This window comes from Paenibacillus sp. M2, from assembly GCF_046713495.1.
Taxonomy (GTDB): Bacteria; Bacillota; Bacilli; order Paenibacillales; family Paenibacillaceae; genus Paenibacillus; species Paenibacillus amylolyticus_B.
The window spans coordinates 1,643,193-1,668,212 of sequence record NZ_CP169648.1; the positions used below are offsets into that span (position 1 = coordinate 1,643,193).

Annotated in this window: 26 protein-coding genes; 19 read left to right on the forward strand and 7 right to left on the reverse strand. The window is 45.8% G+C overall.

Features of this window, described 5'->3' with window-relative positions; all coding sequences use genetic code 11:
- Positions 1 to 29: 29 nt before the first annotated feature.
- From ACETMN_RS07390 to ACETMN_RS07400, 3 genes are all read left to right on the forward strand, one after another.
- The gene (locus tag ACETMN_RS07390; RefSeq protein WP_091016176.1) at positions 30 to 1,061 is read left to right on the forward strand and encodes a hypothetical protein; all 1,032 of its coding nucleotides are present in this window, start codon (positions 30 to 32) and stop codon (positions 1,059 to 1,061) included.
- A 14-nt stretch (positions 1,062 to 1,075) separates the two neighbouring features.
- On the forward strand, positions 1,076 to 1,591 hold the full coding sequence (locus ACETMN_RS07395; RefSeq protein ID WP_091015284.1) for a prepilin peptidase: 516 nt from the start codon (positions 1,076 to 1,078) through the stop codon (positions 1,589 to 1,591).
- A 322-nt stretch (positions 1,592 to 1,913) separates the two neighbouring features.
- Complete coding sequence (locus ACETMN_RS07400) at positions 1,914 to 3,686, forward strand: DUF6382 domain-containing protein (RefSeq protein ID WP_091015282.1); 1,773 nt, start codon at positions 1,914 to 1,916, stop codon at positions 3,684 to 3,686.
- A gap of 12 nt (positions 3,687 to 3,698) precedes the next feature.
- Here ACETMN_RS07400 and ACETMN_RS07405 read toward each other — a convergent pair whose 3' ends face one another.
- Complete coding sequence (locus ACETMN_RS07405; protein ID WP_091015280.1) at positions 3,699 to 4,610, reverse strand: TIGR01777 family oxidoreductase; 912 nt, start codon at positions 4,608 to 4,610, stop codon at positions 3,699 to 3,701.
- 159 nt (positions 4,611 to 4,769) lie between these two features.
- The gene (locus tag ACETMN_RS07410; protein WP_411735945.1) at positions 4,770 to 5,216 is read right to left on the reverse strand and encodes a DUF2621 domain-containing protein; all 447 of its coding nucleotides are present in this window, start codon (positions 5,214 to 5,216) and stop codon (positions 4,770 to 4,772) included.
- Positions 5,217 to 5,406: 190 nt separating this feature from the next.
- On the opposite strand from ACETMN_RS07410, the gene ACETMN_RS07415 reads away from it, so the two are divergent.
- A complete protein-coding gene (locus ACETMN_RS07415) occupies positions 5,407 to 6,513 on the forward strand; it encodes a deoxyribonuclease IV (protein WP_091015278.1) in 1,107 nt (368 codons plus the stop codon).
- 42 nt (positions 6,514 to 6,555) lie between these two features.
- A complete protein-coding gene (gene purU, locus ACETMN_RS07420) occupies positions 6,556 to 7,449 on the forward strand; it encodes a formyltetrahydrofolate deformylase (protein WP_091015277.1) in 894 nt (297 codons plus the stop codon).
- A 73-nt stretch (positions 7,450 to 7,522) separates the two neighbouring features.
- Here the strand turns inward: purU and ACETMN_RS07425 are convergent, their stop codons facing one another.
- Complete coding sequence (locus ACETMN_RS07425) at positions 7,523 to 7,999, reverse strand: hypothetical protein (RefSeq protein ID WP_091015275.1); 477 nt, start codon at positions 7,997 to 7,999, stop codon at positions 7,523 to 7,525.
- A gap of 431 nt (positions 8,000 to 8,430) precedes the next feature.
- On the opposite strand from ACETMN_RS07425, the gene tkt reads away from it, so the two are divergent.
- The 5 genes from tkt to ACETMN_RS07450 all read left to right on the forward strand — a co-directional run bounded on the left by tkt (position 8,431) and on the right by ACETMN_RS07450 (position 13,995).
- Positions 8,431 to 10,473, forward strand: a complete 2,043-nt coding sequence (gene tkt / locus ACETMN_RS07430) for a transketolase (protein WP_091015274.1) — start codon at positions 8,431 to 8,433, stop codon at positions 10,471 to 10,473.
- Between the two features lie 195 nt (positions 10,474 to 10,668).
- On the forward strand, positions 10,669 to 10,986 hold the full coding sequence (locus tag ACETMN_RS07435; RefSeq protein ID WP_017689983.1) for a pyrimidine/purine nucleoside phosphorylase: 318 nt from the start codon (positions 10,669 to 10,671) through the stop codon (positions 10,984 to 10,986).
- Between the two features lie 236 nt (positions 10,987 to 11,222).
- On the forward strand, positions 11,223 to 12,578 hold the full coding sequence (locus ACETMN_RS07440) for a glucose-6-phosphate isomerase (protein ID WP_091015272.1): 1,356 nt from the start codon (positions 11,223 to 11,225) through the stop codon (positions 12,576 to 12,578).
- 176 nt (positions 12,579 to 12,754) lie between these two features.
- Entirely contained in the window at positions 12,755 to 13,387 is a 633-nt protein-coding gene (locus tag ACETMN_RS07445) for a YigZ family protein (protein WP_036669098.1), read from the forward strand.
- Positions 13,388 to 13,392: 5 nt separating this feature from the next.
- Positions 13,393 to 13,995, forward strand: a complete 603-nt coding sequence (locus tag ACETMN_RS07450) for a TetR/AcrR family transcriptional regulator (RefSeq protein WP_091015271.1) — start codon at positions 13,393 to 13,395, stop codon at positions 13,993 to 13,995.
- A gap of 189 nt (positions 13,996 to 14,184) precedes the next feature.
- Here the strand turns inward: ACETMN_RS07450 and ACETMN_RS07455 are convergent, their stop codons facing one another.
- Positions 14,185 to 14,586, reverse strand: a complete 402-nt coding sequence (locus ACETMN_RS07455; RefSeq protein ID WP_091015269.1) for a secondary thiamine-phosphate synthase enzyme YjbQ — start codon at positions 14,584 to 14,586, stop codon at positions 14,185 to 14,187.
- A 345-nt stretch (positions 14,587 to 14,931) separates the two neighbouring features.
- On the opposite strand from ACETMN_RS07455, the gene cysT reads away from it, so the two are divergent.
- Genes cysT through ACETMN_RS07475 form a run of 4 tightly spaced genes read left to right on the forward strand, consistent with a single transcriptional unit; the run spans position 14,932 to position 18,697 of the window.
- Positions 14,932 to 15,747: a sulfate ABC transporter permease subunit CysT gene (gene cysT, locus ACETMN_RS07460; protein ID WP_017689978.1), complete on the forward strand. Its 816-nt coding sequence runs from the start codon at positions 14,932 to 14,934 to the stop codon at positions 15,745 to 15,747.
- Positions 15,744 to 16,541 carry a sulfate ABC transporter permease subunit gene (locus tag ACETMN_RS07465; RefSeq protein ID WP_091015268.1) on the forward strand — a complete coding sequence of 266 codons (798 nt, stop codon included), beginning with the start codon at positions 15,744 to 15,746 and terminating at the stop codon, positions 16,539 to 16,541. Before cysT ends, ACETMN_RS07465 begins: the two co-directional genes overlap by 4 nt.
- A 1-nt stretch (position 16,542) precedes the next feature.
- A complete protein-coding gene (locus tag ACETMN_RS07470; RefSeq protein WP_091015266.1) occupies positions 16,543 to 17,607 on the forward strand; it encodes a sulfate/molybdate ABC transporter ATP-binding protein in 1,065 nt (354 codons plus the stop codon).
- Between the two features lie 25 nt (positions 17,608 to 17,632).
- A complete protein-coding gene (locus ACETMN_RS07475; protein ID WP_091015265.1) occupies positions 17,633 to 18,697 on the forward strand; it encodes a sulfate ABC transporter substrate-binding protein in 1,065 nt (354 codons plus the stop codon).
- Between the two features lie 117 nt (positions 18,698 to 18,814).
- Here ACETMN_RS07475 and ACETMN_RS07480 read toward each other — a convergent pair whose 3' ends face one another.
- Positions 18,815 to 20,059, reverse strand: coding sequence for a hypothetical protein (locus ACETMN_RS07480; protein WP_091015263.1), 1,245 nt, complete (start codon positions 20,057 to 20,059; stop codon positions 18,815 to 18,817).
- Between the two features lie 63 nt (positions 20,060 to 20,122).
- Complete coding sequence (locus tag ACETMN_RS07485; protein ID WP_179198464.1) at positions 20,123 to 20,851, reverse strand: C39 family peptidase; 729 nt, start codon at positions 20,849 to 20,851, stop codon at positions 20,123 to 20,125.
- A 177-nt stretch (positions 20,852 to 21,028) separates the two neighbouring features.
- Here ACETMN_RS07485 and ACETMN_RS07490 point away from each other — a divergent pair, with 177 nt between their 5' ends.
- Entirely contained in the window at positions 21,029 to 21,187 is a 159-nt protein-coding gene (locus ACETMN_RS07490) for a hypothetical protein (RefSeq protein WP_179198463.1), read from the forward strand.
- 274 nt (positions 21,188 to 21,461) lie between these two features.
- Here ACETMN_RS07490 and ACETMN_RS07495 read toward each other — a convergent pair whose 3' ends face one another.
- The gene (locus ACETMN_RS07495) at positions 21,462 to 21,608 is read right to left on the reverse strand and encodes a hypothetical protein (RefSeq protein ID WP_223199877.1); all 147 of its coding nucleotides are present in this window, start codon (positions 21,606 to 21,608) and stop codon (positions 21,462 to 21,464) included.
- A gap of 124 nt (positions 21,609 to 21,732) precedes the next feature.
- On the opposite strand from ACETMN_RS07495, the gene ACETMN_RS07500 reads away from it, so the two are divergent.
- From ACETMN_RS07500 to clpP, 4 genes are all read left to right on the forward strand, one after another.
- On the forward strand, positions 21,733 to 22,179 hold the full coding sequence (locus tag ACETMN_RS07500; protein WP_149846898.1) for a hypothetical protein: 447 nt from the start codon (positions 21,733 to 21,735) through the stop codon (positions 22,177 to 22,179).
- Positions 22,180 to 22,464: 285 nt separating this feature from the next.
- Positions 22,465 to 23,271, forward strand: coding sequence for an MBL fold metallo-hydrolase (locus ACETMN_RS07505; RefSeq protein ID WP_149846397.1), 807 nt, complete (start codon positions 22,465 to 22,467; stop codon positions 23,269 to 23,271).
- Positions 23,272 to 23,389: 118 nt separating this feature from the next.
- Positions 23,390 to 24,253: an RNA polymerase sigma factor gene (locus ACETMN_RS07510; RefSeq protein ID WP_149846398.1), complete on the forward strand. Its 864-nt coding sequence runs from the start codon at positions 23,390 to 23,392 to the stop codon at positions 24,251 to 24,253.
- A gap of 18 nt (positions 24,254 to 24,271) precedes the next feature.
- The gene (gene clpP, locus ACETMN_RS07515; RefSeq protein ID WP_017689971.1) at positions 24,272 to 24,853 is read left to right on the forward strand and encodes an ATP-dependent Clp endopeptidase proteolytic subunit ClpP; all 582 of its coding nucleotides are present in this window, start codon (positions 24,272 to 24,274) and stop codon (positions 24,851 to 24,853) included.
- The last annotated feature ends 167 nt before the right edge of the window (positions 24,854 to 25,020 follow it).

Below are 25,020 nucleotides of genomic sequence, written 5' to 3' on the forward strand. Positions count from 1 at the left end.
ATGATCAGGATCGTTTCGGTGGAGGGATTATGGACAAGCAGCAACATTATGAAAAAGAAAGCGCACAAATGCAGACCCGTTTAATAAGAATAATCAGATTGCAGCGTTTGAAGTCTCTCAAAAAGCAGATATGTTCTCCGAAAAAGGAACAGGGCAGTATGGTTCTGGAAGCTTCACTGGTGTTGCCTGTTTTTCTGTTCTTTATCATGTTTCTCATCTTCATTGTGCAAATGACTCTAATCTCCACAGCGCTACAGAGCACAGCAGGGGAAGCGGTGAAGCAGTTATCAACGAAAATATACCCCGTTTCCCTGGCATTCACACCTTCTGATTCTGCCGGAGGTGAAGGCTCTGGAGGAGGGTGGATGATACCGGAGTTGTCTCTGACGGAATGGGCAGAAGGTTATGCTTCTTCTCTGCCCGAGCCATTAAGTGATTGGGTACGTTCAGCGGCGGCCAGTGGTGAACAGCCACTACAGGAGATCAAGACATCCGTCTTGGAAACCGTACTTGATCCCACGGTAAAACCGCTGCTTCAACCATTTATTGAACCAACGCTACTGAATATGGAACGTGTTCATGTGAATGGTATTTCAATACCAGATCTCAAAAACAAAACCAATCCATATTTCCGACTTGAACTGAGTTATGAATTGCCTATAAAAGTCCCCTTTCTCAGTAAACCGCTTCGTATTCAGGCTGCTGCGGCAGAACGGGTATGGATTGGAGATACCGGAGAAGGATCGGATGGCAGCGCAGGAGACGGGGATACTGCTGGTTCAGCAACGGTACTGTCGAAGCCTGACCCGGCTTACATAGGCAACAATGCAACGATCAAGGTGAAGGTAGAACCAGGAGCGACAGCCAACTTAACGATATTTTACAAGTCAGGTGAAAGTTCTGCGAAGCACATCGGCTGGGCGAGCGCAGATGAGAATGGAATTATTGAATGGAACTGGTTTGTTGGTACTCGGACAACAGAAGGAACATGGAGTTTTGTTGTTGAGACAGGAGACGGTGCCAAGACGGAGACTACGTTTAATGTGGCCTCCAGGAAATAAGGAAGGGGGGGGGGATGGAGGTGGAGTGGTTCTACATTGCCTGTGGCCTATACATTATTGCAGCTTTTATTACTGACATTCGATCCATGAAAATTCCAAATCGATTGACTTTACCCGTGACTGTTGCAGGCGTATTAGCCCATATCATATGGGGAGGGTGGGATGGTTTCTTGTTCTCAGCCGCTGGATTTGCAGCAGGTTTTGGCATTTTGTTTCTGATGTATGCGATTGGGGCGGTAGGAGCAGGAGATGTGAAATTGTTTGGTGGGATTGGGGCATGGACGGGGTTTGCTTTTGGCATTCATGTCCTAATTTACTCCGTTTTGTACGCGGGCGCAATTGGTTTAGTGATACTTCTATTCCGTAAAGATTCAGCGAAACGAATTCGAGGCATGGCAGGTAGTCTTGCAGGTTTTTTCATGCTCGGTTCGCTCAAGCTGGTAAATAAAGAGAAGACATTGAAGTTTCCATTTATGCTTGCCGTATTGCCCGGGTTTATCACTGTACTTATCTCAGGAGTTTTCCCTTGATATCAGGAGTCTGGAAAACGCTAAGATAGCACTGCGATTGGAGTGGAAGAGTGTGGTGTATTGTAACTCAACTTATATCAACTAAATTTTTTACACGAGAACGGAGAGGACGGAAAAAACCTGAAGAAGCGGAGCTAAAAGCTTTCTGAAAGAAAGCTGCATCGGAAGCATATACTTCGCCTTTATCCCCGGATTTCCCCCTTTATAGAAGGGAATCAAGAAATCTGGGGATAACAGCGATCGGAAGGTTGTTCCGTCATCGAAGTACCTAGTGTAACTTTCTTTAGTTGATCCTATATAGCAATGGAAAGAGAGGATTGGCATGTATGGATTAACGAGAGATTTTATTCGTAACGGCGGAGCGTTCATGGTTTTGGAGAAAGATGACGGGTTACGAATGGAGGAATTGAGCCGGGTACAGATGGGGATGTTATCCTCCAATCAAATTCCGCGACTTCTTCCTGTTCATATTCGGGAAGTGGATCGAAATGTAACTTTGCAGTACGACATATCAGGGTACAAGATGTTATCCCAGATGTTAAAGTCAAGCAAAATCAAGTTACGTGTTCTGTATGGTTTGTTGTTCCAACTAGCCGATGCCTTCACGGAATGCCGACAGTATATGTTGGAGCCCCGTAAATTATTGATCCAGGAAGAGTACTTGTTCATCAAAGGTTCATTAGAACAAGGTGAGCTTGGGATTGTATATGTACCGATCATGGATACGGTTGAAGTTGATCGAACGCCTCAGCAATTCCGTGAGCTGGTGATCAGGCTGATGGCACATGTACAGGAACTGCAGGGAGAAGGCATTCAGCGTGTTCTGCAATTATGTGACAACGAGCGCTGGGATATCAGACAGTTGCGCGAGCTTCTGCTGGAATTATACGCTGACGAGCAAGAGAATGGAGGAGGCGCAGCATTTCTCTCATCCAGAACTTCGGAAACACCCAATGATTCAAGAGGTGATCTTCATTCGTCGATTTCTGAGCGAGATAGCAGGCTAGTCACTGGTTCTTCTCGGCCATATCAACTCGGTCCTCCCGTTCAAAATGCTGGTGTGGGGCCGCAACTAAATTTCCGTCAGCCGCAGAAAACGAGTGAATCCGAGGTTGAAGACATTCCGGTGAGATCTCGAACCTTTCCAGACAGGCGCTCACCTGAGCAATCTTCATTAGAAAGCTCAAACGACATGGATCAGGGACGAAGTAACCCATATGATTCGCTAGAGCGTGTTGATATGGAGGTGGAGGAAAAGCCTGGTTCTTCAAAAGTAACCTATATCATATTGGGCTGCATGGTTGCCATGGCATTGGTATGGAGATTTATTTACATGGAGCAGCCGGGACAGACGCAGATGATCCTGTGCATGGTACTCAGCCTTGGCTTGTTTGGTGTAGCAGGATGGACGTGGAAGCGTAAGGGAAGCACTCATAATGACTCAGAGAATAAGCGGTCTTTTTCATTCAGTTTAGGTAAGAACAAAGGCAAGCAAACGGAAGAGGACGAGGAACCATTTCAGGAAAGTTGGCGCTGGAATACAGCTGATAGGAAAGAGGAACGCATAAACAAAACGGTTGCATCCGCCTCAGAAGGTGGTAGCGAGCATTCCCGTTTTCAAAATTTGCATATGACACCTGAACACTCCCAACCACCGTTCGTTCAGCGCCATGTGGAAGCGGTAGCTTCAACTTCAGAGCTAATTCGACAGGATGCAATTGCGGAGGCAACCGTGAATTTGCAGAATCTGAGTAGAGGTAATGTTACAGGGGCAGGCCCGGTGATGGCGTCTTATTATCTTGAAAGAAGATCGGGAAGCAGTGACAAACATGAACGGATGGACGTGCAGGGAGCATCTTTTGTCATCGGAAGATCAGCAGATATGGTTCAGTGGGTGGACACAGCGACCGGCGTGTCCCGTGCTCATGTGGAATTGAGCCGGAACAAATCGGGCTATGTGATTAAGGATCTGGGTTCCGTCAATGGCACCATTCTTCAGGGCAATATTCTTGCTCCGTATAAGGAGTATCCCTTGGCGGATGGAGACACATTTACACTTGCGGAATCTGTTTACACTTATCGGTCGGTTGGATAAGGCATAGTTCAATCAGTCAGATAAGCCGCGGTGCTTCAGATCTTCCAGAGCCTGGGTTAGGGTAGGGAAGGTGAATTGGAATCCGTGGTCGAGTGCTTTTTGCGGAATGACTCGCTGTCCTTGAAGCAGAACAACGGATAGTTCGCCAACCAAGGTTTTAATTAAGAAACCGGGTACGGGGAACCAGTGAGGGCGATGATACACCTTGCCTACTGTGCGTCCAAATTCATCATTGGTGACAGGGTTCGGGGAGGAAGCATTGACCGGACCTGACACTTGTTTATTTTGAATGCTAAAATCAATGAGTCTTACGATATCCATAATGTGAATCCAGCTGGTCCATTGCTTGCCACTGCCGATCTTGCCGCCAAAACCCAGCATATAAGGGAGTTTCATTAACGGAAAAGCCCCTCTTTTATGTCCAAGAACTAAACTCACCCGGATTTTAACGAGTCGCACATCTTTGATTGCATCTGCAGCAACTTCCCATTGTTCCGAGACCCGGGAAGGGAAATTCATGGATTTTTGTGGACTGCTCTCGTCAAAGGTTTCGGTAGGGGAGGTTCCATAGATGGCCATGGCAGAAGCCTGAACGACCACTTCCGGCTTTTGTTCCAGGGATTCTACCAATCGGGCTACCCGCGCTACGGTTGTGACTCTGGATTCAACAATTTCCAGCTTCGCCTTGGTTGTCCAACGTTGATTCAGCGTTTCTCCGGCAAGGTTAACAAGAGCGTCCATACCTTCCAACAAGTGTGGTTGTTCTTCGACTTGTTCCCACGATATATATGTAAGATTTTTACTTGGATTATGCAAGTCAGGCAGTTTTCGTGTAATAACTTTCACATGGTGCCCGGCTTGCAGCCAATAATCTACAAGTGCTCCTCCCACAAATCCGGTACCTCCACAAATGGCAATTTTCATATCAAACATCCTTTCTGTATTTTCAATGCGCTGATATATACCGTTGGATCGACAAACAGCCCCGTACGGTAAGCAATGCCTGTTGGGAACAACTTACCTGACGGAGCATATCTGTATCTAATTAACCAAATCTATATGCCACTTAACTCATCTTTTATTTTATTTAATCAAATGTTGATAAGGGGAATAATCGATTTTGTTTTTCTCCAAAAATTTGACCAAAAACTTATTATCCCGCTTCGGTGTGGCAATAATGTATCCTTTGATGCAATGATCTCTCGATACTTCTGTGGCATTGTCTTCAACTGCAATCTTACCGATCTCTGCAGCAATGGAATGTTTGGCGATGTCTCGAAATGGCCCGGGAACAGGCTCCACTAGTTGATCCAAAAAAGCTTTGGCTTCATCTGTCCATAAGTGACGGCTGGTTTCAACCCAATAGTTCTGCCAATCCAGTTTGGACTTTCCGTCTGCTTTTGGTAGCACTTTCAAAAACTTGCGCATCATGAAGAATCCACCGATACACATGCTGCCAAGCAATAAAAAAGTCCAGAATGCGATTGTATTCATAAACCAATTGCTAGGGGAATTGCTGGTCAGTATCATCGCGTAGGAGTCGAAAATCATTGCGGAGTCACCTCGGTTCATTGATTTTCACGGAAAGACGGATTCCGCCTACCATGTTCCACATATTAGCTGTAAAAAATAGCCTCTATCCCGAATTATAGCGCATTTCTAGATTTATTTCGATAATCGCGTTAGAATAAGGGATAATTCAGATTAAGGGGGATCAATAATGCTGAAAATCGGCTCCCACGTGTCCTTTTCGGACAAGGGATTATTGAGTGCAACGAAGGAAGCGTCCTCGTACGGTTCCAGTTCGTTTATGATATATACGGGTGCACCACAGAATACACGTCGCAAGCCAATTGAATCCATGTATATTGAAGAAGGCAGACTTGCCATGCAAGAGGGTGGAATGGAAGATATCGTTGTCCATGCACCGTACATTATTAATCTTGGCTCATACAAAGACAACACGTATAGACTCGCTGTAGATTTCCTTCAGGAAGAGATCCGTCGTACACATGCCATTGGTGTCAAAAACATCGTATTACATCCCGGTGCTTTTACAGATAAAGATGCCCACTATGGAATCGGACGGATCGCAGAAGGGTTGAATGAAGTGCTGGAAGGTGTGAAAGAGACAGATGTGAACATCGCTCTGGAAACCATGGCTGGCAAAGGTACGGAGATGGGTCGCAGTTTCGAAGAGATCGCCCAGATTATCGAGAAAGTAACCTATAACGAACGCCTGACTGTGTGTATGGATACATGCCACATTCACGATGCCGGATACGATATCGTTAACGATTTTGACGGTGTATTGGAACAATTCGATCGCACTGTAGGACTTGACCGCATTGCCGTAATGCATATTAATGATAGTAAGAATGCTGTGGGTGCGCACAAGGACCGTCATACTCCAATTGGCTCTGGCTGGATTGGGTTTGAAGCGATTAACCGCATTGTTAACCATGAGAAGCTTCAAGGACGTCCATTTATTCTGGAGACACCTTGGATTGGCAAAGAGGCCAAGACACAGCGTCCAATGTATGAGGTGGAGATTGCGTTGCTTCGTGGGGATGTTGCTGGTCGATTCGGCCAGGAATTCCTGACAGAAGTAGAACAATTGCAACATTTTTTCAAAGGTAAAGAGATCGAGTCCCGTTCGTATATTCTGGATGTGTGGACGTTGCTCAAAAATGATGCCAAAGCCAAAAAGGCAGACCCGCGCGAACCGCTGGAACGCCTCTATGACATGGTGACTGAAGCTGCGTTGTTCCCACATTTGAATGAAGAACAACTGAATCATCGCTTGATTGCATGGCTTGCGGGTTAACCCCGCAGGTCATGGCTTAATTGAAGGAGGAAGAATAACCCGATGGAGATCCACGCTAAACAAGTACGCCCTGATTCTAAAAACCGCGCCGACCGTGCGCGCATGCTCATTTCCTGTCCGGATGGTCCAGGAATTGTAGCTGCGGTATCTCATTTCCTGCACCAGCATGGTGCGAACATTGTTCAGTCGGACCAGTACACCATGGACCCTGCTGGCGGCATGTTCTTTATGCGAATTGAGTTTGATCTTCCGCAATTGTTGGTCAATTTGCCGAAACTGGAAGCTGATTTTGCAGAAGTGGCAAGCCGTTTCCAAATGGAATGGACGTTATCTGCGGTTAGCCGCAAGAAGAAACTGGCTATCTTTGTATCCAAAGAAGATCATTGTCTGGTTGAATTGTTGTGGCAATGGCAGGCAGGCGACCTGGATGCAGATATTGCTCTTGTGGTCAGCAACCATCTGGACATGAAGGACTATGTAGAATCATTTGGCATTCCATATCATCATATTCCGGTAACAGCAGATACGAAGAAAGAAGCGGAACAGCGCCAACTGGACGTCATCGGCAACGATGTGGATGTGATCATTCTGGCTCGTTACATGCAGATCATCTCTCCAATGTTCATTGAGCACTATCGCAATCGAATCATTAATATCCATCATTCATTCCTGCCAGCCTTTGTGGGTGGTAAACCGTATGCACAAGCGTATAACCGTGGTGTCAAAATCATTGGTGCGACAGCGCACTATGTTACGGAAGAACTGGATGGCGGACCAATTATCGAACAGGACGTGCAGCGTGTAAGCCACGGGGACGATGTAACCGAGCTGAAGCGTATCGGACGTACCATTGAGCGTGTTGTGCTTGCACGTGCCGTGAAATGGCATGTCGAAGACCGGGTTCTCGTTTATGAAAATAAGACGGTCGTATTTTAAGTTTACACTTTAATACTGTGCAAGGTTGATTCGGAACCACATAACAGATTGAGAAAAAAGCGACCCCATTCGTTTACGAACGGTGAGTCGCTTTTTTCGCGCTTATATACTTTCCGCACAAGCCGAGCACAATACCGAATAGCAGATGACCGATTACCCAGTAGAGAATGGCTGTTATATCGTAAAGGTTTGGTACACGTGAAGATAGTTGAGAGAGCGGGATATAGAGCAGGGACGATCCAGCACCAAGCAAGATTCCTTTGAACATCGGGTGACCAGAATGCCTTACCCACCATAGATAGAAGATGCCAATGAACACGGACACGAAGAGATGCAGAGAAAATTCAATGATTTCGGGTAAGGTTGGCGGAAGTCCAGGTACAAAATCAATATTCAGAAGTAAGGTATATACCTTTTCACCAGTGTAAAGCTGAATTATTTTGAGGAATAATCCAAGGACAACTCCGGAAACCATACCTGTTAAAATGCCAGAGATCCAGGGTAATGAACGATTTGAGTACCCAGTAGGGTGAGCAGCAGGTACAGACATGATAACAACCTCCTATGATTGATGCTTACTTTGAAAAGTAAACCACAGTCCCGCTTTCGAATCCATATTCAGGATATGTTATGTAAATTTAACTTGAATATCTAAAAAGTGTATGGTTTTCGTGTTAAAGGTTATACTTCATCCGATGGATTTGCGAGGCTTAATAGGTCTGTTTATGGAATTTAATGCCTTGTTCTGGTACGGTTTTTGCTTGATTGGCAAGGGATTATTCATCACAAACAACCAATTTTTCACGAACTTCTGAAAGAAGGTTATGGAAAAGCTTCACGCCAAGTGATACAATACAAAAGTGAATAAGTCAAAATGAAACACTCAAGCGGATTCACTTATTGTGAAATTCGGTTTGCTTGTATGATGAGAGGGATTCGCTTGCGCACCCGACTTATCTAAAGACATGAGGAGGACAAACCATGACTGACAAGAACGAAGCGATTCAAAAGGACGAGAACACTACAATCGACAACCTGTCGATTACGACCGTACGTACTTTGGCGATTGATGCAATTGAGAAGGCAAATTCCGGACATCCCGGTATGCCTATGGGCTCCGCTCCAATGGGGTACCAACTTTTTGCAAAAACGATGACTCATAACCCGGACCACCCAACTTGGGTTAACCGGGACCGTTTTGTCCTGTCTGCAGGACACGGCTCCATGTTGCTGTACAGCTTGCTGCACCTGAGCGGATATGATCTTCCAATGGAAGAACTGAAACAGTTCCGTCAATGGGGAAGCAAAACTCCGGGTCACCCGGAATTCGGACATACTGCAGGTGTTGATGCAACTACCGGCCCACTGGGTCAAGGTATTGCAATGGCTGTAGGTATGGCGATGGCTGAAGCTCAACTGGGCGCAACTTACAATAAAGACAAGTTCAACGTAGTTGACCACTACACTTACGCAATCTGTGGTGATGGTGACTTGATGGAAGGCGTATCTCATGAATCAGCTTCCTTGGCTGGACGTTTGCACCTGGGCAAACTGATCATGTTGTTCGACTCCAATGACATCACGCTCGATGGTAAATTGGATCTGTCTTCTTCCGAAAGCATCGCGAAGCGTTTTGAAGCTTATGGCTGGCAAGTGCTGCGCGTTGAAGATGGTAACGATCTGCCTGCAATTGAAAAAGCAATTCAGGAAGGTCAAGCAGATACGCTGCGTCCTACACTGATCGAAGTTAAAACGGTTATCGGTTATGGTAGCCCGAACAAACAAGGTAAAGGCGGCCACGGCGGTACTCACGGATCTCCACTGGGTGCAGACGAAGCCAAATTGACTAAAGAGTATTACAAATGGGTTTATGAAGAAAACTTCCACGTACCAGCTGAAGTTCGCGATCACTTTGCACAAGTGAAAGATCGTGGTATCTCTGCTAACAAAGCTTGGGACGAGAAATTTGCCGAGTACAAAAAAGCATTCCCTGAGCTGGCAGCTCAATTCGAAACAGCGATTAACGGCGACCTTCCAGAAGGATGGGACCGTGATCTTCCTAAATATGCAGCAACAGACAAAGCCCTTTCCACTCGTGTAGCATCCGGTAACGCTCTGAACGGTCTGGCGCACAACGTGCCACAACTGACAGGTGGATCTGCTGACTTGGAAAGCTCCACAATGACTCACTTGAACAACCTGGAGAACTTCACACCTGAAGATTACTCCGGCCGTAACATCTACTTTGGTATCCGTGAATTCGGTATGGCTGGAGCAATGAACGGTATGGCACTGCACAGTGGTGTGAAAGTATTCGGAGGTACGTTCTTCGTATTTACCGATTACCTTCGTCCGGCTGTTCGTTTGGCTGCCCTGATGGGATTGCCTGTAACGTATGTTCTGACTCACGACAGTATCGCTGTTGGTGAAGACGGTCCTACGCACGAACCGATCGAGCAATTGGCATCCCTGCGTATCATTCCTAACCTGACGGTTATTCGTCCGGCTGATGGTAATGAAACTTCGGCTGCTTGGGCTTACGCGCTTGAGAACAAGAGCAACCCGGTTGCACTCGTACTCACTCGTCAAAACCTGCCGATCCTGGAAGGTACGGTTGAAGGTTCACGTGAGAACGTGAAACGTGGTGCTTATGTTGTCTCTGATGCAAAAGATGGCAAAGCGATAGCACAAATCATCGCAACAGGTTCTGAAGTGCAATTGGCTGTTAAAGCTCAAGCAGCACTTGCAGAACAAGGCATCCAAGTTCGCGTAATCAGCATGCCAAGTTGGGATCTGTTCGAGAAACAAGACAAAGCTTATAAAGAGTCCGTTCTTCTTCCGGATGTTAAAGCTCGTCTCGCAATTGAAATGGCTTATCCAATGGGCTGGGAGAAATATGTTGGCGATCAAGGTGACATTCTCGGAATCAGCACATTTGGTGCTTCCGCGCCTGGCGACCGTGTTATCCAAGAATATGGCTTTACAGTGGATAACGTGGTTAGCCGCGTAAAAGCATTGCTGTAATAGAGGTTGTTCAAAAAGTCTGCTTTTGATTACGAAGGATGCCTCACGGCATCATAAGCGCTGCTATGGTCGGGATAGCATCATGCTGTCCTGATCCATGGCAGCAAGTTATTTCCGCAGAACATGGGCGATAAATGTTATCGCCCTGATCTGTTTTGCCTTTTGTTTTCATTAACTTCAGGGGAGCGGGTACGCATGTCACAATTCGATCAAGTCAGTGTAGTGAAAGAGGCCAACATTTATTATGATGGTCAGGTAACCAGCAGAACAGTTATTTTGGGGGATGGCAGCAAAGTGACTCTGGGCATCATGCTTCCAGGCAGTTATGAATTCGGTACGGATTCCCGTGAAATTATGGAGATTCTGTCCGGAGATCTGAAAGTATTGCTTCCTGGAGAAGAAGAGTGGCAAGAGATTCAAGGCCAAGCTACGTTCCACGTGCCTGCCGAATCCAAATTTAAACTGGAGATACGCAGCGTTACTGACTACGTCTGCTCGTACCCGGCGGAATAACATAAGAAGGGTAAGCAGAACCGCAACCCGCGGATTCGGTTTACCCTTTTTGCTTCTTGAATTCTAACGACAAAGTTCGAGCTGCAAGCTTGTCAGCCCCGTGGATTTGAAGTATCCTTAAGGCAAGTTGTTTAGAATGGAATACGGACATAATATAAGAGGTTGTTCAAAAAGTCCGCTTTTGATTACAAAGTTTGAACACGCACTATAACCGAAATCAGGAGGTTTTTGAGATCATGGCAAAAAAAGTGACATTTGACTATAGCACGGCATTGCAATTTGTAAATCAGCACGAAGTGGATTATTTCGCAGAACCGATTCGTCTGGCTCACGAGCAGCTTCACAACGGAACAGGAACAGGCTCCGATTATCTGGGCTGGATTGACCTGCCAACGGCTTATGACAAAGAAGAGTTTGCTCGCATTCAAAAAGCAGCTGCCAAGATCCAAAGCGACTCCGAAGTACTGATTGTTATCGGTATCGGTGGATCATATCTGGGTGCACGTGCAGCGATTGAAATGTTGACACACTCGTTCTATAACAATCTGCCAAAAGACAAACGCAAAACACCTGAAATCTATTTTGCAGGAAACAATATCAGTTCCACATATGTAACTCATTTGCTGGATCTGGTTGAAGGCAAAGATTTCTCCGTTAACGTTATCTCCAAATCCGGTACAACAACAGAGCCGGCGATTGCTTTCCGTATCTTCCGTGCAGCATTGGAAGAGAAATATGGTAAGGAAGAAGCTCGCAAACGCATCTATGCTACAACAGACAAAGCGCGTGGTGCACTGAAAGAACTGGCAAATGCAGAAGGATACGAATCTTTCATTATTCCTGATGATGTAGGTGGACGTTACTCCGTTCTGACAGCTGTAGGTTTGCTGCCAATCGCAGCAGCTGGTATCAACATCGAAGAAATGATGCAAGGTGCGGCTGATGCATCCAAGGAATACAGCAACCCAAACGTAGCTGAGAATGAAGCATATCAATATGCAGCTGTTCGTAACGCATTGTATCGCAAAGGCAAAGGCACTGAGATTCTTGTAAACTATGAGCCATCCCTGCACTTCGTGTCCGAGTGGTGGAAACAACTGTTCGGAGAGAGTGAAGGTAAAGATTACAAAGGAATCTATCCAGCATCCGTTGATTTCTCTACAGACTTGCACTCCATGGGTCAATTCATTCAGGAAGGTAGCCGGAATATCTTCGAAACGGTTATCCAGGTTACTGAAGTTGCTGAGCATATCTCAATCAAATCCGATCCGGACGATCTGGATGGTTTGAACTTCCTTGAAGGAAAAACGATGGACTTTGTTAACAAAAAAGCGTTCCAAGGAACACTGCTTGCACATACGGATGGTCAAGTACCAAACCTGATTGTGAACATTCCAGATATGACTCCATATTCTTTCGGATATCTGGTATACTTCTTTGAAAAAGCATGCGGTATCAGTGGCTACTTGCTGGGCGTCAATCCATTTGACCAACCAGGCGTGGAAGCTTACAAGAAAAATATGTTCGCATTGCTGGGCAAACCAGGCTTTGAAGAAGAGAAAGCAGCGCTCGAAGCGAGACTTTCCGAATAATTCATCGGTCTGCTCATATAGTTGAATAAGGTAATGTAAATCTAACCGGGAATCACTGTTCGTGTAAGAGGCAGGGTTCCCGGATGTAGATAACCAGGGCAGTTCGTCCGCGTTCGCGCGGTGAACTGCTTTCTTGTAAAATGGACTCAGGAAAAGATCAGAAAGTTGGATTTAGGATGATTGAACGTTATCGCACGGTTCGAGGACCGGGCAATCTGGAAATTGTAATCAAGAAGTCGCGATTTATCGGTCATATTATGCCGGTCACGACAGAGGAAGAGGCTGTTGCCTTCATCGATGAGATCAAGAAAAAACATTGGAATGCAACTCATAACTGCTCTGCATACATGATTGGGGAGCGGGACGAGATCCAGAAGCAATCCGATGATGGTGAACCCAGCGGAACAGCAGGGAAACCCATTCTTGAAGTGATCAAAAATCAGAAATTAAAAAATGTGGCAATTGTGGTTACGCGATACTTCGGGGGAATTATGCTTGGAGCTGGCGGGTTAATTCGTGCTTATACGGATGGAGCTGTAGCAGCCATTGAAGCCGGAGAAGCCATTACCAACGTGCTGCATCGTGAAGTGTTTGTTGAACTGGATTATACGTGGCTGGGTAAAGTGGAAAATGAGTTAAGAAGCCGGGAAGTCCGTACAGGTGAAACTGGATTCACCGATAAGGTTACGTTGACTTGTCTTCCGCCGGATAGTGAAACCGAGGCTTTTATAGCCTGGATCACGGATTTGACGCAAGGGCAATCCCGGATCACGGAGGGACAGCGGCTTTATTTTATTGAAGGGGAATAAAATATATGGCTAGAAGAGCAGTCGAACAGGAGTTGTCGAGGGAGCGGATACTGGAGGCGGCGAGGCACCTTTTTATTACCAAAGGATACCGCGCCATTTCGATGCGAAGCATCGGCCAGCATCTGGGCTATAGTCATGGGTCGCTGTATTATCACTTTAAGGAAAAGGCAGAGCTGTTCTATGCCATCGTGGTTGAAGATTTTAATCATCTGGGGCATTTACTGCTGCAAGCCATGGTCAGGCCGGTTCGTGATGATGTGAGCAAGGTAGAGCACATTATGATGGAGTTTATTCGCTTTGGTCTGGAGAATCCATACCAATACGAAATTATGTTTATGATCAGGGATGAAGAACTGTTGTCTTATTGTCGTACCGAACAGGGACGTTGCTTCGAATTGTTTGCATCGATTATAAGGCAGTATATGAATGAAGCGAACTGTACGGAAGAGGATATTCAAAGGGTACCGCGTACGCTATTTTTGGCTATGCACGGATTCATTTCTTATTACATTCAGGACCGTTTAACGTTTGTGGAGATTGAATCGTCTGCGCTGTCTCATGTCAAAGTGCTGTGCCGCAATCTGGGTCAGCAGCCTGGCGTCCAATAATGGCGCTGTTGTTGCACCCCTACACTTCAGGGCGGTGATTTGTCATAACTTTAATTCTTTATAACGTTGTCTCGCGAAAGTTAATATGTGCAGCAGACCAAGTCAGGCGGCTCCGACCCGGAATGAGGGTGGACCGCCTGTTTGTGTTTGCAAAAATGAAAGAGTAGGTGGCAGGTCTATTGGACCCAACTAACCTTCCATGATTTTGAGAAAATACTCTCGTTCACGTGGTCCATCGAATTCGCAAAAGTAAATGCCTTGCCAGCGGCCAAGCAGCAGCCTGCCTTCGTGAATAATCACCGTCTGTGATGGCCCTGTTGTGATCGACTTGAGGTGAGAGGCTGTATTGCCTTCGGCATGTCGATACTCGGGATGCTCCCAAGGGTATACTTCGTCAAGACGCAACAATACATCGTGTTTCACATCCGGGTCTGCATTTTCGTTGATGGCTATACCCGCCGTTGTATGTGGACAGTAGATGAGCACCGTCCCATTCTGCACTCCGCTACTCTGGACAACCTGCTTTACGTCCCATGTGATATCCTTCATTTCATCTCGTGTGGAAGTGGACATATTCTTCTTGTATAACATCTTAAATCACTCCTTAGGATCTCATTTCTTACCCTCGATTGTACCTTAACCACTACATACCAAACAAACCACATATAACGCTGATTATGGGAATTGCATCATAACGGAGAGGACAGAAATAACCTGAAGTGATTTTATTAATTAATCTCAGATGTGGCCCAATTATATTCAATAAAAGCATTGACGATTAGCACTGCAAACTGGTAAAGTATCAGAAAAGCAAAACCAAGTAGACTAATGGGAATAATATTAAAGTAATATCATCCAACTTAGGAAAAATGTCGTATTGAAGCCAGGAAGACTGCCGACCGGAGCTAAAGCCGGAGGCTGGGAGGGAACGCAGCAATGAATACCGTTCTTCGTCATAAGGGATGGACTTGGGGATTCCGCAGTACCGTATTGTTATATTTTATCGTACTTATTGTACTTCCAATCATCGGTGTGTACGTCAATTCCTTCTCTGAAGGATGGAGCAACTTTGTTCAGAGCATTATGGACCCTATTGCGTGGAAAGCCGTACTGCTGACCATTCGGCTGGCCGTGATTGCTACGCTAATTAATGTGGTTCTGGGCACGATGATCGCTTGGGTGTTGACAAGGTATCGCTTTGTCGGCCGATCGTTTCTTAACAGTCTGGTTGATCTCCCGTTTGCACTGCCAACAGCGGTGGGCGGTTTGATGATTATGCTGCTTTTGGGTCCGGTCAGTGCCATCGGAAAACTGGCAGAATCCATGGGATTTGAGATTGTATTTCACCAGCCCGCCATTGTTATCGCGATGACCTTTGTCACGTTTCCGTTTGTTATTCGTGCGGTGCAGCCTTTGCTGGAAGAAATCGATCCTTCCGAGGAAGAGGCCTCATACACGATGGGGGCATCCAAGGCGCGCACGTTCATGCAGGTTATTCTGCCGTCTATGGCACCTGGCATGATCAGTGGAGGGATGTTGGCTTTCTCCAGAGGACTGGCTGAATTCGGGGCTGTCGTGCTGGTGGCTGGTAACATTCCGGGAAGAACACTGACTGCTTCCGTATTTATATACGGGGAGATTGAAAGTGATAATCCAACGGGAGCCGCTGCGGTATCCGTGTTGCTCCTGACGCTCTCCTTCCTGATCCTCTGGCTGATCAATCTGGTGCAGATGCGGGGGAGAAGACGATGAGACGACTCTTAATCGGACTGACGTTTGCGGTATTTATAGTACTGTTGATCATCCCGCTTGGACGCATTTTTATTGGTGCATTTGAAGACGGGGCAGGTGGATTCCTGAAAGGGCTGATGCGCCCTGAGGCGTTACACGCCTTGATGATGACCGGACTGGTGGTCCTGGTGGTCACCCTGTTAAATACATTGTTTGGCATCATGATGGCTCTGTATCTGGTTCGTGCCGGATGGTTGAGTGAACGGATAAAAGGGCTGCTGAACAGCATTGTAGACTTGCCTTATGCCGTATCTCCTGTCATTGGCGGTTTGATGATTGTATTGATGTTGGGACCTAACAGCATTATGGGTGCTTTTTTTGAAGGGTTTGGATTCAATGTGGTCTATGCCTTCCCAGGTATGGTGATCGCAACGTTATTTGTTACATTTCCACTAATGGTAAGAGAGGTTATGCCTGTCCTGCAGGAACTTGGTTCTCAACAAGAGGAGGCCGCATCTACACTTGGCGCCTACGGCTGGAGAACGTTCTGGAGTGTGACATGGCCTTCGATCCGCTGGGCGGTAGTGTATGGTCTAGTCTTGACAGTTGCGCGCTCGCTTGGGGAATTCGGTGCAGTGCTGGTTGTATCCGGGAATATTATGAACAAAACGCAGACCGCAACAACCCTGGTGTATCAGGATGTTGAGAATTTTAATGTGGCTGCCGCAAATGGTGTGGCATTGGTGCTGGTCACCTTCTCCGTCGGGCTGCTGCTCATGATGGAATGGGCCAAGAAGCGAAAGGAAGTGCATTGATATGCATGTAGAAGTCCGTGATTTGAACAAACATTTCGGTGATTTTCATGCGGTAAAAGATGTCTCATTCGATATTGCCAAAGGCCATCTGATCGGTCTGCTTGGACCCAGCGGAGGCGGGAAAACGTCCATTCTGCGGATGCTTGCGGGTCTGGAAAATCCGGGTTCCGGTGAGATTCGCTTTCACGGAAAAGTCGTGAACCATCTGCCTCCACAGGAGCGTGGCATCGGATTTGTATTCCAGAACTATGCCTTGTTCAAACATATGACGGTATTTGAGAATATTGCTTTTGGACTCAAGGTCAAGAAGACACCAAAAGCCCAGATCCGTGATCGGGTGATGGAACTTGTTGAACTGACCGGGTTAAAAGGTTTTGAACAGCGCTATCCACACCAGTTGTCTGGTGGACAGCGTCAACGTGTGGCTTTTGCCAGAGCACTCGCCCCTGAGCCGCAGCTGTTATTGCTGGACGAACCGTTCGCGGCCATTGATGCGAAGATCCGTCAGGAACTGCGTTCATGGTTGCGGGAGCTAATCGAGCGGGTAGGAATCACTTCGATTTTTGTAACGCATGACCAGGATGAAGCGATTGAAGTGGCGGACGAGATTATGATTATCAGTCAGGGTCGTCTGGAACAGAAGGGCACACCTTGGGATATCTACAAAAACCCGCAGACACCGTTTGTCGCTACATTTATCGGGGAGTCTACGGTTGTGGAGGATGCTTCCCAGTTGAAAGGATTCGAACATGCCGTTGAGGGTGAACATACCAAAGCGCTGATTCGACCGGAGTATATTGAGATCGGCTTGAAAAACGAGTTCACCATGTTGTCTGCAACGGAAAAAGGTACAGTCAAACATCTTCATTTCCGCGGCAGTCAATGGATGGTAGAGGTGGACGTACAGGGTCATAAGTTAATCACATATCGTTCCCTGGAGAAAACGACATTGGAGATCGGTCAACAAATTCGCGTCCTTGTACACCGTGCATACCTGTTCAATGACTCCAACAGTTGGGTGGTTGAGAACCGACTGAAGGAAGATCCGATGCCGGTGATGATTTAGATCAAGTGGAAGAAAGGGGCTGCCCATGCAGACGAGGAAGAAGAAAGCCATACTCTTATATGTTGCCCTCATGCTTCTGCTCGTCTGCATGACCGCTGGGTGCAGCAAGCAGGAGGGGGCAAGCGAACAGAACGAGCCCTCTGGTAATGATTCATCCAATACGCTGGTGATTGGTGCTTATAGTGTAGCGAAAGACGCTGTAGGCGAGTTGCTACCCAAGTTCCAAGAGGAGTGGAAGGCAAAAACCGGACAGACAATTAACTTCCAGGAATCCTATGAAGCTTCGGGTACACAGGCAAGAGCCATCGTTGGTGGATTCGAGGCTGATGTGGCTTTGCTCGCGATGGAGAGTGATATCGAGAAGCTGGTCAAAGCCGATCTGGTCAGCTCCGATTGGAAACAGACCCCTCATGAGGGCATGATCACCCGTTCGATTGTTGTTCTGGGCACAAGAGCAGGCAACCCGCTCGGAATTCATGATTTTCAGGATTTAACCAAACCGGGAGTGAAGGTGCTCTACCCTAATCCAAAGACATCCGGGGGCGCACAATGGGATATTAATGCCATTTACGGTGCTGGATTGAAACTGTCGGAGGAGCAAGAGGGGAAGAAAGATCCTGCCGCAGCCAAGGCTTTTCTCGAACAGGTACATCGTAACGTTGAGTCATTGGACAAGAGTGGGCGTTCTTCGATGGCGGCATTTGAATATGGTGTGGGTGATGTCATCGTCACGTATGAAAATGAATTGCTTGCCCGGATCGCGAAAGGTGTAGATTATGACATTGTCATTCCGAAAAATACGATCCTGATTGAAAACCCGGCAGTTGTGGTGAATAAATATGCCGACAAACATGGGAATCGTGAACTTGCGGAAGCTTTTGTCGCCTATCTGCGTACACCAGAAGCACAGCGCATTTTTGCCAAGCATGGTTTTCGTTCAGTAGATCCGGATGTATTTGCACAGACAGAGTCCACATTCCCAACGCCAGAAGGGCTATTTGATATTAACTATCTAGGGGGATGGGATGAGGTACGCAGTACGTTGTACTCCAAACGTGGCGTGTGGTATCAGGTGCTCGCGGGGCTGTAGTGGAATCGTACAGCATTGAAATGGCCTCCCCATGGTTAGATCATGTCTAACTATGGGGAGGCCATTTACCTGAGAGGGGGTTAAGGCCAAACTGCTCCGGCATATTCATTAAATATATTATTGATCTCTTGCATTCAAGTGGATGAAAAATAATTCTGCTTGTGTTCTATCTTTTTCATATTCCATGCGAGTAAAGGTGAGAATATCACCGAAGTTATAAATAGACGTGTAGCTTCCTTCTTTATTAATTACTCGTTGCTTATGGCCTGTGGTTAAATCTACAGCCATAATATAGGGCGATTGTTTGTAGATAAGCTGATTTTCCAATAGAAAAGGGGAGTATCCACCGAGTAGCGAACTGTCGTGAACAATGGTATAGATCAATTTTTTTGTATTTCTATCTAAAATTTCAGTAGCACTCTCAGTCGTTAATACAATCCATTGCTCATTTGCTGTGAAATCATAAATGTCTTCACGATCTTTAATAATAAGCTCAGGTTCGGAATGATCTTTAGGATACATAACAATGTCAAACCGTTTTTCTGTATTTGGATCTTTATCTCCAAAGACCGTTTGCTGTATCAATAATCCTTCATTGACAGGTCTTTGTAAATCAAGGAAAATGCCCTTTTTATTCTTTGTTTTTTCATTTAGCAATTGTGTGGTTACATTAGTCTTAATATTGCTTTTTACATTATAAATAAATGCTTCATTTTTAACAATTTTATTGTTGATCTTCTTCTCTATCCAGCTAATCTCATCTTGATAGGTTCTTAATACAGGGACGGCAATTTGATCTTCACTAATCCCTTCGGTAAAAATGGTAGGGCTTGCTTCAAGATCATCTCGTTTCATCCGCATCATTTTCCAAGGAGTATTATTATCTGGTGAATGAGATGGATTTTCCACCCAAAATAAGTCATCACCAACGGACACTAAGGTATTAATAATCATGCCTTTCGCAGCACGATATTGAGAGACATAGGTATTCTTTTTCGTGTCAAACTGAATAATTTCCATTTCCATCTCATCAGTTGTGGAGAAATCTCTGCTAAAAATGACAATATCGTTGTCATTTTTATAACTGGAAACGATGGTGTTACGCTCCAAAATATCATTTTTAATAGTTATTGAATCGATAGTGTAAGGAAGCTTAAATTTAACATCGGGTTTAGTTTGTGGTAGTTCTGTTGTTGTAGGGTTAGTAGATGAGTCAATTTCAGGTGTAGTTTCCAACGTACTAGAAGGTTTTTCAGATGGGTTATGGTTTACCGTTTGATCGGATGTAGTGGTTTCTTTACAGGCTGTAAGTAATAAAACAACTAGAAGGGCGATGTAAAAGAAAATAAATCTATTTTTCATGTTAATACCTCCCGTACATTATTAAAGAAGGGAAGCTTTGCTTCCCTTCTTTTTAACGAATCATTACCATATTATTGCTTGTCTAAAGTGGTTTTGATTGGCTTGATACACTTTATCGAGGCTATACCACTTGTTACCGTGTGTTTTTCCTCTATTACCCTGATCATAAGGATCTGTAAGCCTAACCTTTGCATCATTTGTTCTAAAGTCATAGCCAGAAACATTGATTATATGTCCGCTTACAGTACCAGTGTAGTTTTCTAATTCATTACCAGTAATTTTTAAATCTAATACAGCTGGATGGTATTTATCCGACGAATACATGATTGCATACTTCCATGTTTCAAAATTGAGTGATGTTGAGTACGAATATGTGTACTGCGATTGAAGATTGTTTAGAACATCGTCAACGATTGTAAAGTCAGTACCATCTTTTGTAGTTCCTAATTTCTTAGCATAGTAAGACTGTGATTCAGAACTACTATTTAGATAATTTAATACTTGCTTTGTAGTAGCAGGTCCGCACCAATAGGTTGTTTCCTGTTTGAACGGAGTAACCCCTACGGTTTGTAGATCACCTAGAGCCATAATATGGTACTTACTTTCAGCTCTATCCTTATGAATTTGTAATTCTTTCATTTTTTTTGGAAGCATCTGTTGTTGTTTTAGGGTTGGAATGTCCATCGTGGGTGTTGGGTTATCACCAGTACCAGCAGCAAAAGCACTTGAAGCCAGCATTCCAGTGAAGATAAGAGTGAATGTAGTGCTTTTTAGAAGTTTTTTTAGTTCCAATTTAAAGCCTCCCTTTAAAATAATGTGAAGAAATGTACTAAGTCCGGACATCTATAATATATATATTATGGTATTGATTGTCAATACTATTAATTTGTCCTATTTAAATCTAATATGTAAGACTGTTTTGATGTGATGGATATTAGTGCAATATTTGGTGGACGGGATGTTGTTAAGATGAACGAGTGGCAGTTGAAGCCGCTACACAAACGGATAGAGAAAATCTTTCAGGACCCGTATTCCTCACTAAATTCAGGCATGAAGATTCTGCTGATCATCAGTGAACCCGTGGTGAGGTTTGAAGGTAGAGATGAAGGCACAATGCTTACCTCATGAACTAGTAGGCTTGAAGTTGAACGTTATCCGCATGATTTCAGCTGAGGGCAACGTCAGTGTTTGAGTATTGCCCGTGCTCTATCAGTCAATCCCGATTTTATTCTCTGTCATGGGTCGTTGTCTGCGCTGGGGTGTTTCAGTATAAGCACAGTTGGTCAATCTGTTGAAGGGTTTACAGGCCGAACTAGGAATGACTTATCTGTTCATAGTCCATGATCTGTCTATGGTTCTTCACTTCTTCGATTAAAAGCCGGCATGTACCTTGGTTAGCTGGTTAAGGTCGCACCAACGGAGGAATTGTATTGTGATCCGGTGCGTCCGTATATGCAGATTTGCTGGGGGCGATTCCTGTACCTGATCTTGGCGTATACGACACGATGCCACCAATCTGTAGCGGAGACATCGATGCTTCTGCTCGCATCCGAGAGGAAAAATCGGAATGGTTGCAAGTGTCGTCGGGATACTTTGTATTCAGGTATCAGGACAGGATATAATGAGCTTATACGAATAGAATTCGAATGGATGTTGCAGAAAGGCGTGATAGTATGAACACAGAGATCAAATTATCCCAAAGTACAGCAATTCGACTGGAGCAGGCCCGCGGTAAGGGAATGCCTGAGGAAGAAATATTAAAAGCCATTCAAGCCAAAGATGTTTCCGCTTTTGACGCCGTGTCTGAAGAGGAATACCGATATAACGAATTTTTCTCGTATGCGGATGAGCATGGTGAAAATCTGGAGGCAGCAGTAAAAGATGGGTACCGGATTACCTTTAACACGCGTGGTGGACTCGGAATCTGGTTGGAAAAGGCCTTTAAGGTACAGCCAGAGAGAGACTTCACAGTGGGTGAAGGAATCGTCACCGGATTACAGTTGAAACCGGAGCAGGCAGAGGTACTGGCGAAGCGGCTTGCATCGAACTGGGTCATTACGGATTCGAAGGATGTACCTGAAGGTCAGGAACTGACATTGAAGCTGCGGGCACTGGTATAGTTCCAGCGCGGAGTGAATGTGAGACGAACTAATTGGCCATGGTCTGTGAAAAAGGTAAAGCCTGCTCTTGGTGCGGGCGGCCGGCTTATAAATGGGCGCACCAAATTAAGATGAGCGTACGCTCCCGAATGGAGCGAAGCATGGAGATGAAGGTCTGACGGTGAACGGTCAGACCACAGACTGTCCCGAATTGCAGTGGAGAACTGCAGCGGGATGGTCTTTTTTTTGCAAAAACAGAGGTGGACGATTACAATCTACATATCATTAATTCAGGGGGAATGCGGATTGAATCAGCTAACATTTCTGGGCACTGGCGATGCGATGGGCGTTCCACGTGTGTATTGTGATTGCGAAATATGTACAGAGGCAAGGCTTACGGGAGAGAATAAACGGAAACGCTCTTCTGTCCTGATTGACGGTGGTGGCGATGGTGCGAGTGAACAGTTCATGATTGACTGCGGACCAGACTGGAGATCACAGATGGAGGATCAGGGATTACGTATGGTGCATACGCTGCTCGTCACTCATGCTCATTTTGATCATATTGGAGGATTGCCGGAATGGGCGGATGCATGCCGCTGGTTGGGTGTAAAGGGGCGTTTGTATGCACCACGCGAAGTGATTGCTACCATTCAGGGACAGTTTCCCTGGTTGGGGCGTCATATGGACTTTCTGGAAACTGATGATGATATTGAACTCGGGGGATGGAAGGTGCATTCCTGGAAAGTATGTCATGGGCATAACGGGTATTCGTACGCGTATCGGCTGGATCGGGTTGGGTATAGCTGGGCGTATTGTTCAGACGCCATTGACCTGAAGCCATCCGAAAAAGAGCCGTTGCTGGGACTGGATCTGCTGGTGCTTGGAACAAGCTTTGTGCATGAACTTGCGGAATTCTCAACACGTTCCGTGTACGATATGCGTGAGGCGCAGGAGCTGCTGCTGGAACTGAAGCCAGGTCATACTTATTTTACACATATGTCTCATGACGTCGATGTACGGCAGAATTATAATCTGGATCAACGTATTACGATTGCCCTTACCGGGATGAAGGTGCCGCTTGGAACATTAAAGCTGGAAACGAATGCGTAACCCAACTTAACTAGCGTAATAAAAATAAATTCAGAAGAGCGTATCCTTTACAAGGGGTTCTTCGTTTACATAGTGTAAGTCAAAATCAATCAGGAACCAGCAAAGGGGGGCCCCCAAGATGGCCTTTGTGAAGTCCGTGGATTGCAGAATCAACAGACCACATGATGATGGAAAACAAGATAAATTCGATATTGAATTCAATGGCAACGACAGAAAAAATCAATTGAACCAAAGCATCCATACCGTACTACCCGATCTGATGGGTTCGTTGTATGCGTATTGTTTATCTCTGACGAAATCAGTTCCAGACACGGAGGATCTGGTTCAGGAGACCTGTCTCAAAGTGTTGTCGTCGAGTGTAGTTGGAACTTCCGGGATGAATAAAGATATAAACTGGGAAGCTTATCTGATTCGTATTGCACGCAACAGCTGGATTGATATCTTACGTCAGCGGGAGAGATTGTCATATAAACTGGATAGCTTAAAGCCGCTCCTACACGAAATGGAGGAGGAAAGGCGATTCGAGGAATTGGAGTCTGCCGTACAACTTCTTGTAAATACGCTATCACCGTGGCAGCGAGTGATATATGTATTACGTGAATTAATGGGTTATAAGGCGGCAGAGACTGCGGAAATGCTGGATACGACAGAAGGTGCTGTGAAAGCAGCGTTAAGTCGTGCACGTTCTGCTATAGCTGAAGTGAGGCACAGGTTGGAACAATCGGACACAGAATTGCAGTATGAGGAGGGCGCAGTGGAGGACAATCGGGAGGAACTGCGTAGCTATCTGCTGGCATTTCGTAATGGGGATACAGCCCGAATCATTGATCTGTGCCTGAATCGTCCGATGGCTGTGGCGGGGACGATTTTGCAGCAGACTTTGCCGTCTCCATCCATGCAGCCAATGATGTACGGGTACTCTACTTCTGGCATGAACTCGATGTCATATGGAGGCGGGTACACGATCAACATGGTTGCCTAAACCGAGGAGGCGACACATATGAATGTAGTGCCCTATGTAGTGGAACAAACTGCTCGCGGAGAGCGGAGTTATGATATTTATTCCCGTTTGCTCAAAGACAGGATCATTATGGTGTCCGGAGAGATTGAGGATCAGATGGCAAATGCCATCGTGGCCCAGTTGTTGTTTTTGACTGCAGAGGACCCGGAGAAGGACATCCAGATGTACATCAACAGCCCTGGTGGGTCGGTGACCGCAGGATTTTCGATCTATGACACGATGCAATTCGTGAAGCCGGATATCTCCACGATCTGTACAGGGATGGCGGCAAGCTTTGGCACGATATTGCTGGTAGGTGGAACAAAAGGCAAACGTATGGCATTGCCAAACAGTGAGATCATGATCCATCAGCCACATGGCGGTACGCGAGGGCAGGCGTCGGATATGCTGATTCATGCTAACCGCATCATTCAGCATCGTCAGCGCCTTAACAAGCTGTTAGCCGATCATACAGGACAGTCGATTGAGCGGATTGAGAAGGACTCAGATCGAGATTATTTCCTGACCGCTGCTGAAGCAGTCGAATATGGATTGGTGGATAAGGTCATATCCAGCTCATAACAGTAGCTCGGAAGGTCATGTGACCTTTCGGGCTTGATTAATCAAGAGGACGAACAGGAAACTGACGTCCTCTTTTTGTCGTACAGATTAGCCAGTCCGTGTCTATGGATCGGATCAGAATAAGAACAATCTGAAATAAAGATTGACCATCAGTAGGTATAGTGTAT

Coding starts and splice junctions, on each gene's coding strand:
- ACETMN_RS07390 (WP_091016176.1), top strand. CDS start 30: ATGGACAAGCAGCAACATTATGAAAAAGAAAGCGCACAAATGCAGACC.
- ACETMN_RS07395 (WP_091015284.1), top strand. CDS start 1,076: ATGGAGGTGGAGTGGTTCTACATTGCCTGTGGCCTATACATTATTGCA.
- ACETMN_RS07400 (WP_091015282.1), top strand. CDS start 1,914: ATGTATGGATTAACGAGAGATTTTATTCGTAACGGCGGAGCGTTCATG.
- ACETMN_RS07405 (WP_091015280.1), bottom strand. CDS start 4,610: ATGAAAATTGCCATTTGTGGAGGTACCGGATTTGTGGGAGGAGCACTT.
- ACETMN_RS07410 (WP_411735945.1), bottom strand. CDS start 5,216: ATGATACTGACCAGCAATTCCCCTAGCAATTGGTTTATGAATACAATC.
- ACETMN_RS07415 (WP_091015278.1), top strand. CDS start 5,407: ATGCTGAAAATCGGCTCCCACGTGTCCTTTTCGGACAAGGGATTATTG.
- purU (WP_091015277.1), top strand. CDS start 6,556: ATGGAGATCCACGCTAAACAAGTACGCCCTGATTCTAAAAACCGCGCC.
- ACETMN_RS07425 (WP_091015275.1), bottom strand. CDS start 7,999: ATGTCTGTACCTGCTGCTCACCCTACTGGGTACTCAAATCGTTCATTA.
- tkt (WP_091015274.1), top strand. CDS start 8,431: ATGACTGACAAGAACGAAGCGATTCAAAAGGACGAGAACACTACAATC.
- ACETMN_RS07435 (WP_017689983.1), top strand. CDS start 10,669: ATGTCACAATTCGATCAAGTCAGTGTAGTGAAAGAGGCCAACATTTAT.
- ACETMN_RS07440 (WP_091015272.1), top strand. CDS start 11,223: ATGGCAAAAAAAGTGACATTTGACTATAGCACGGCATTGCAATTTGTA.
- ACETMN_RS07445 (WP_036669098.1), top strand. CDS start 12,755: ATGATTGAACGTTATCGCACGGTTCGAGGACCGGGCAATCTGGAAATT.
- ACETMN_RS07450 (WP_091015271.1), top strand. CDS start 13,393: ATGGCTAGAAGAGCAGTCGAACAGGAGTTGTCGAGGGAGCGGATACTG.
- ACETMN_RS07455 (WP_091015269.1), bottom strand. CDS start 14,586: ATGTTATACAAGAAGAATATGTCCACTTCCACACGAGATGAAATGAAG.
- cysT (WP_017689978.1), top strand. CDS start 14,932: ATGAATACCGTTCTTCGTCATAAGGGATGGACTTGGGGATTCCGCAGT.
- ACETMN_RS07465 (WP_091015268.1), top strand. CDS start 15,744: ATGAGACGACTCTTAATCGGACTGACGTTTGCGGTATTTATAGTACTG.
- ACETMN_RS07470 (WP_091015266.1), top strand. CDS start 16,543: ATGCATGTAGAAGTCCGTGATTTGAACAAACATTTCGGTGATTTTCAT.
- ACETMN_RS07475 (WP_091015265.1), top strand. CDS start 17,633: ATGCAGACGAGGAAGAAGAAAGCCATACTCTTATATGTTGCCCTCATG.
- ACETMN_RS07480 (WP_091015263.1), bottom strand. CDS start 20,059: ATGAAAAATAGATTTATTTTCTTTTACATCGCCCTTCTAGTTGTTTTA.
- ACETMN_RS07490 (WP_179198463.1), top strand. CDS start 21,029: ATGAACGAGTGGCAGTTGAAGCCGCTACACAAACGGATAGAGAAAATC.
- ACETMN_RS07495 (WP_223199877.1), bottom strand. CDS start 21,608: ATGCGAGCAGAAGCATCGATGTCTCCGCTACAGATTGGTGGCATCGTG.
- ACETMN_RS07500 (WP_149846898.1), top strand. CDS start 21,733: ATGAACACAGAGATCAAATTATCCCAAAGTACAGCAATTCGACTGGAG.
- ACETMN_RS07510 (WP_149846398.1), top strand. CDS start 23,390: ATGGCCTTTGTGAAGTCCGTGGATTGCAGAATCAACAGACCACATGAT.
- clpP (WP_017689971.1), top strand. CDS start 24,272: ATGAATGTAGTGCCCTATGTAGTGGAACAAACTGCTCGCGGAGAGCGG.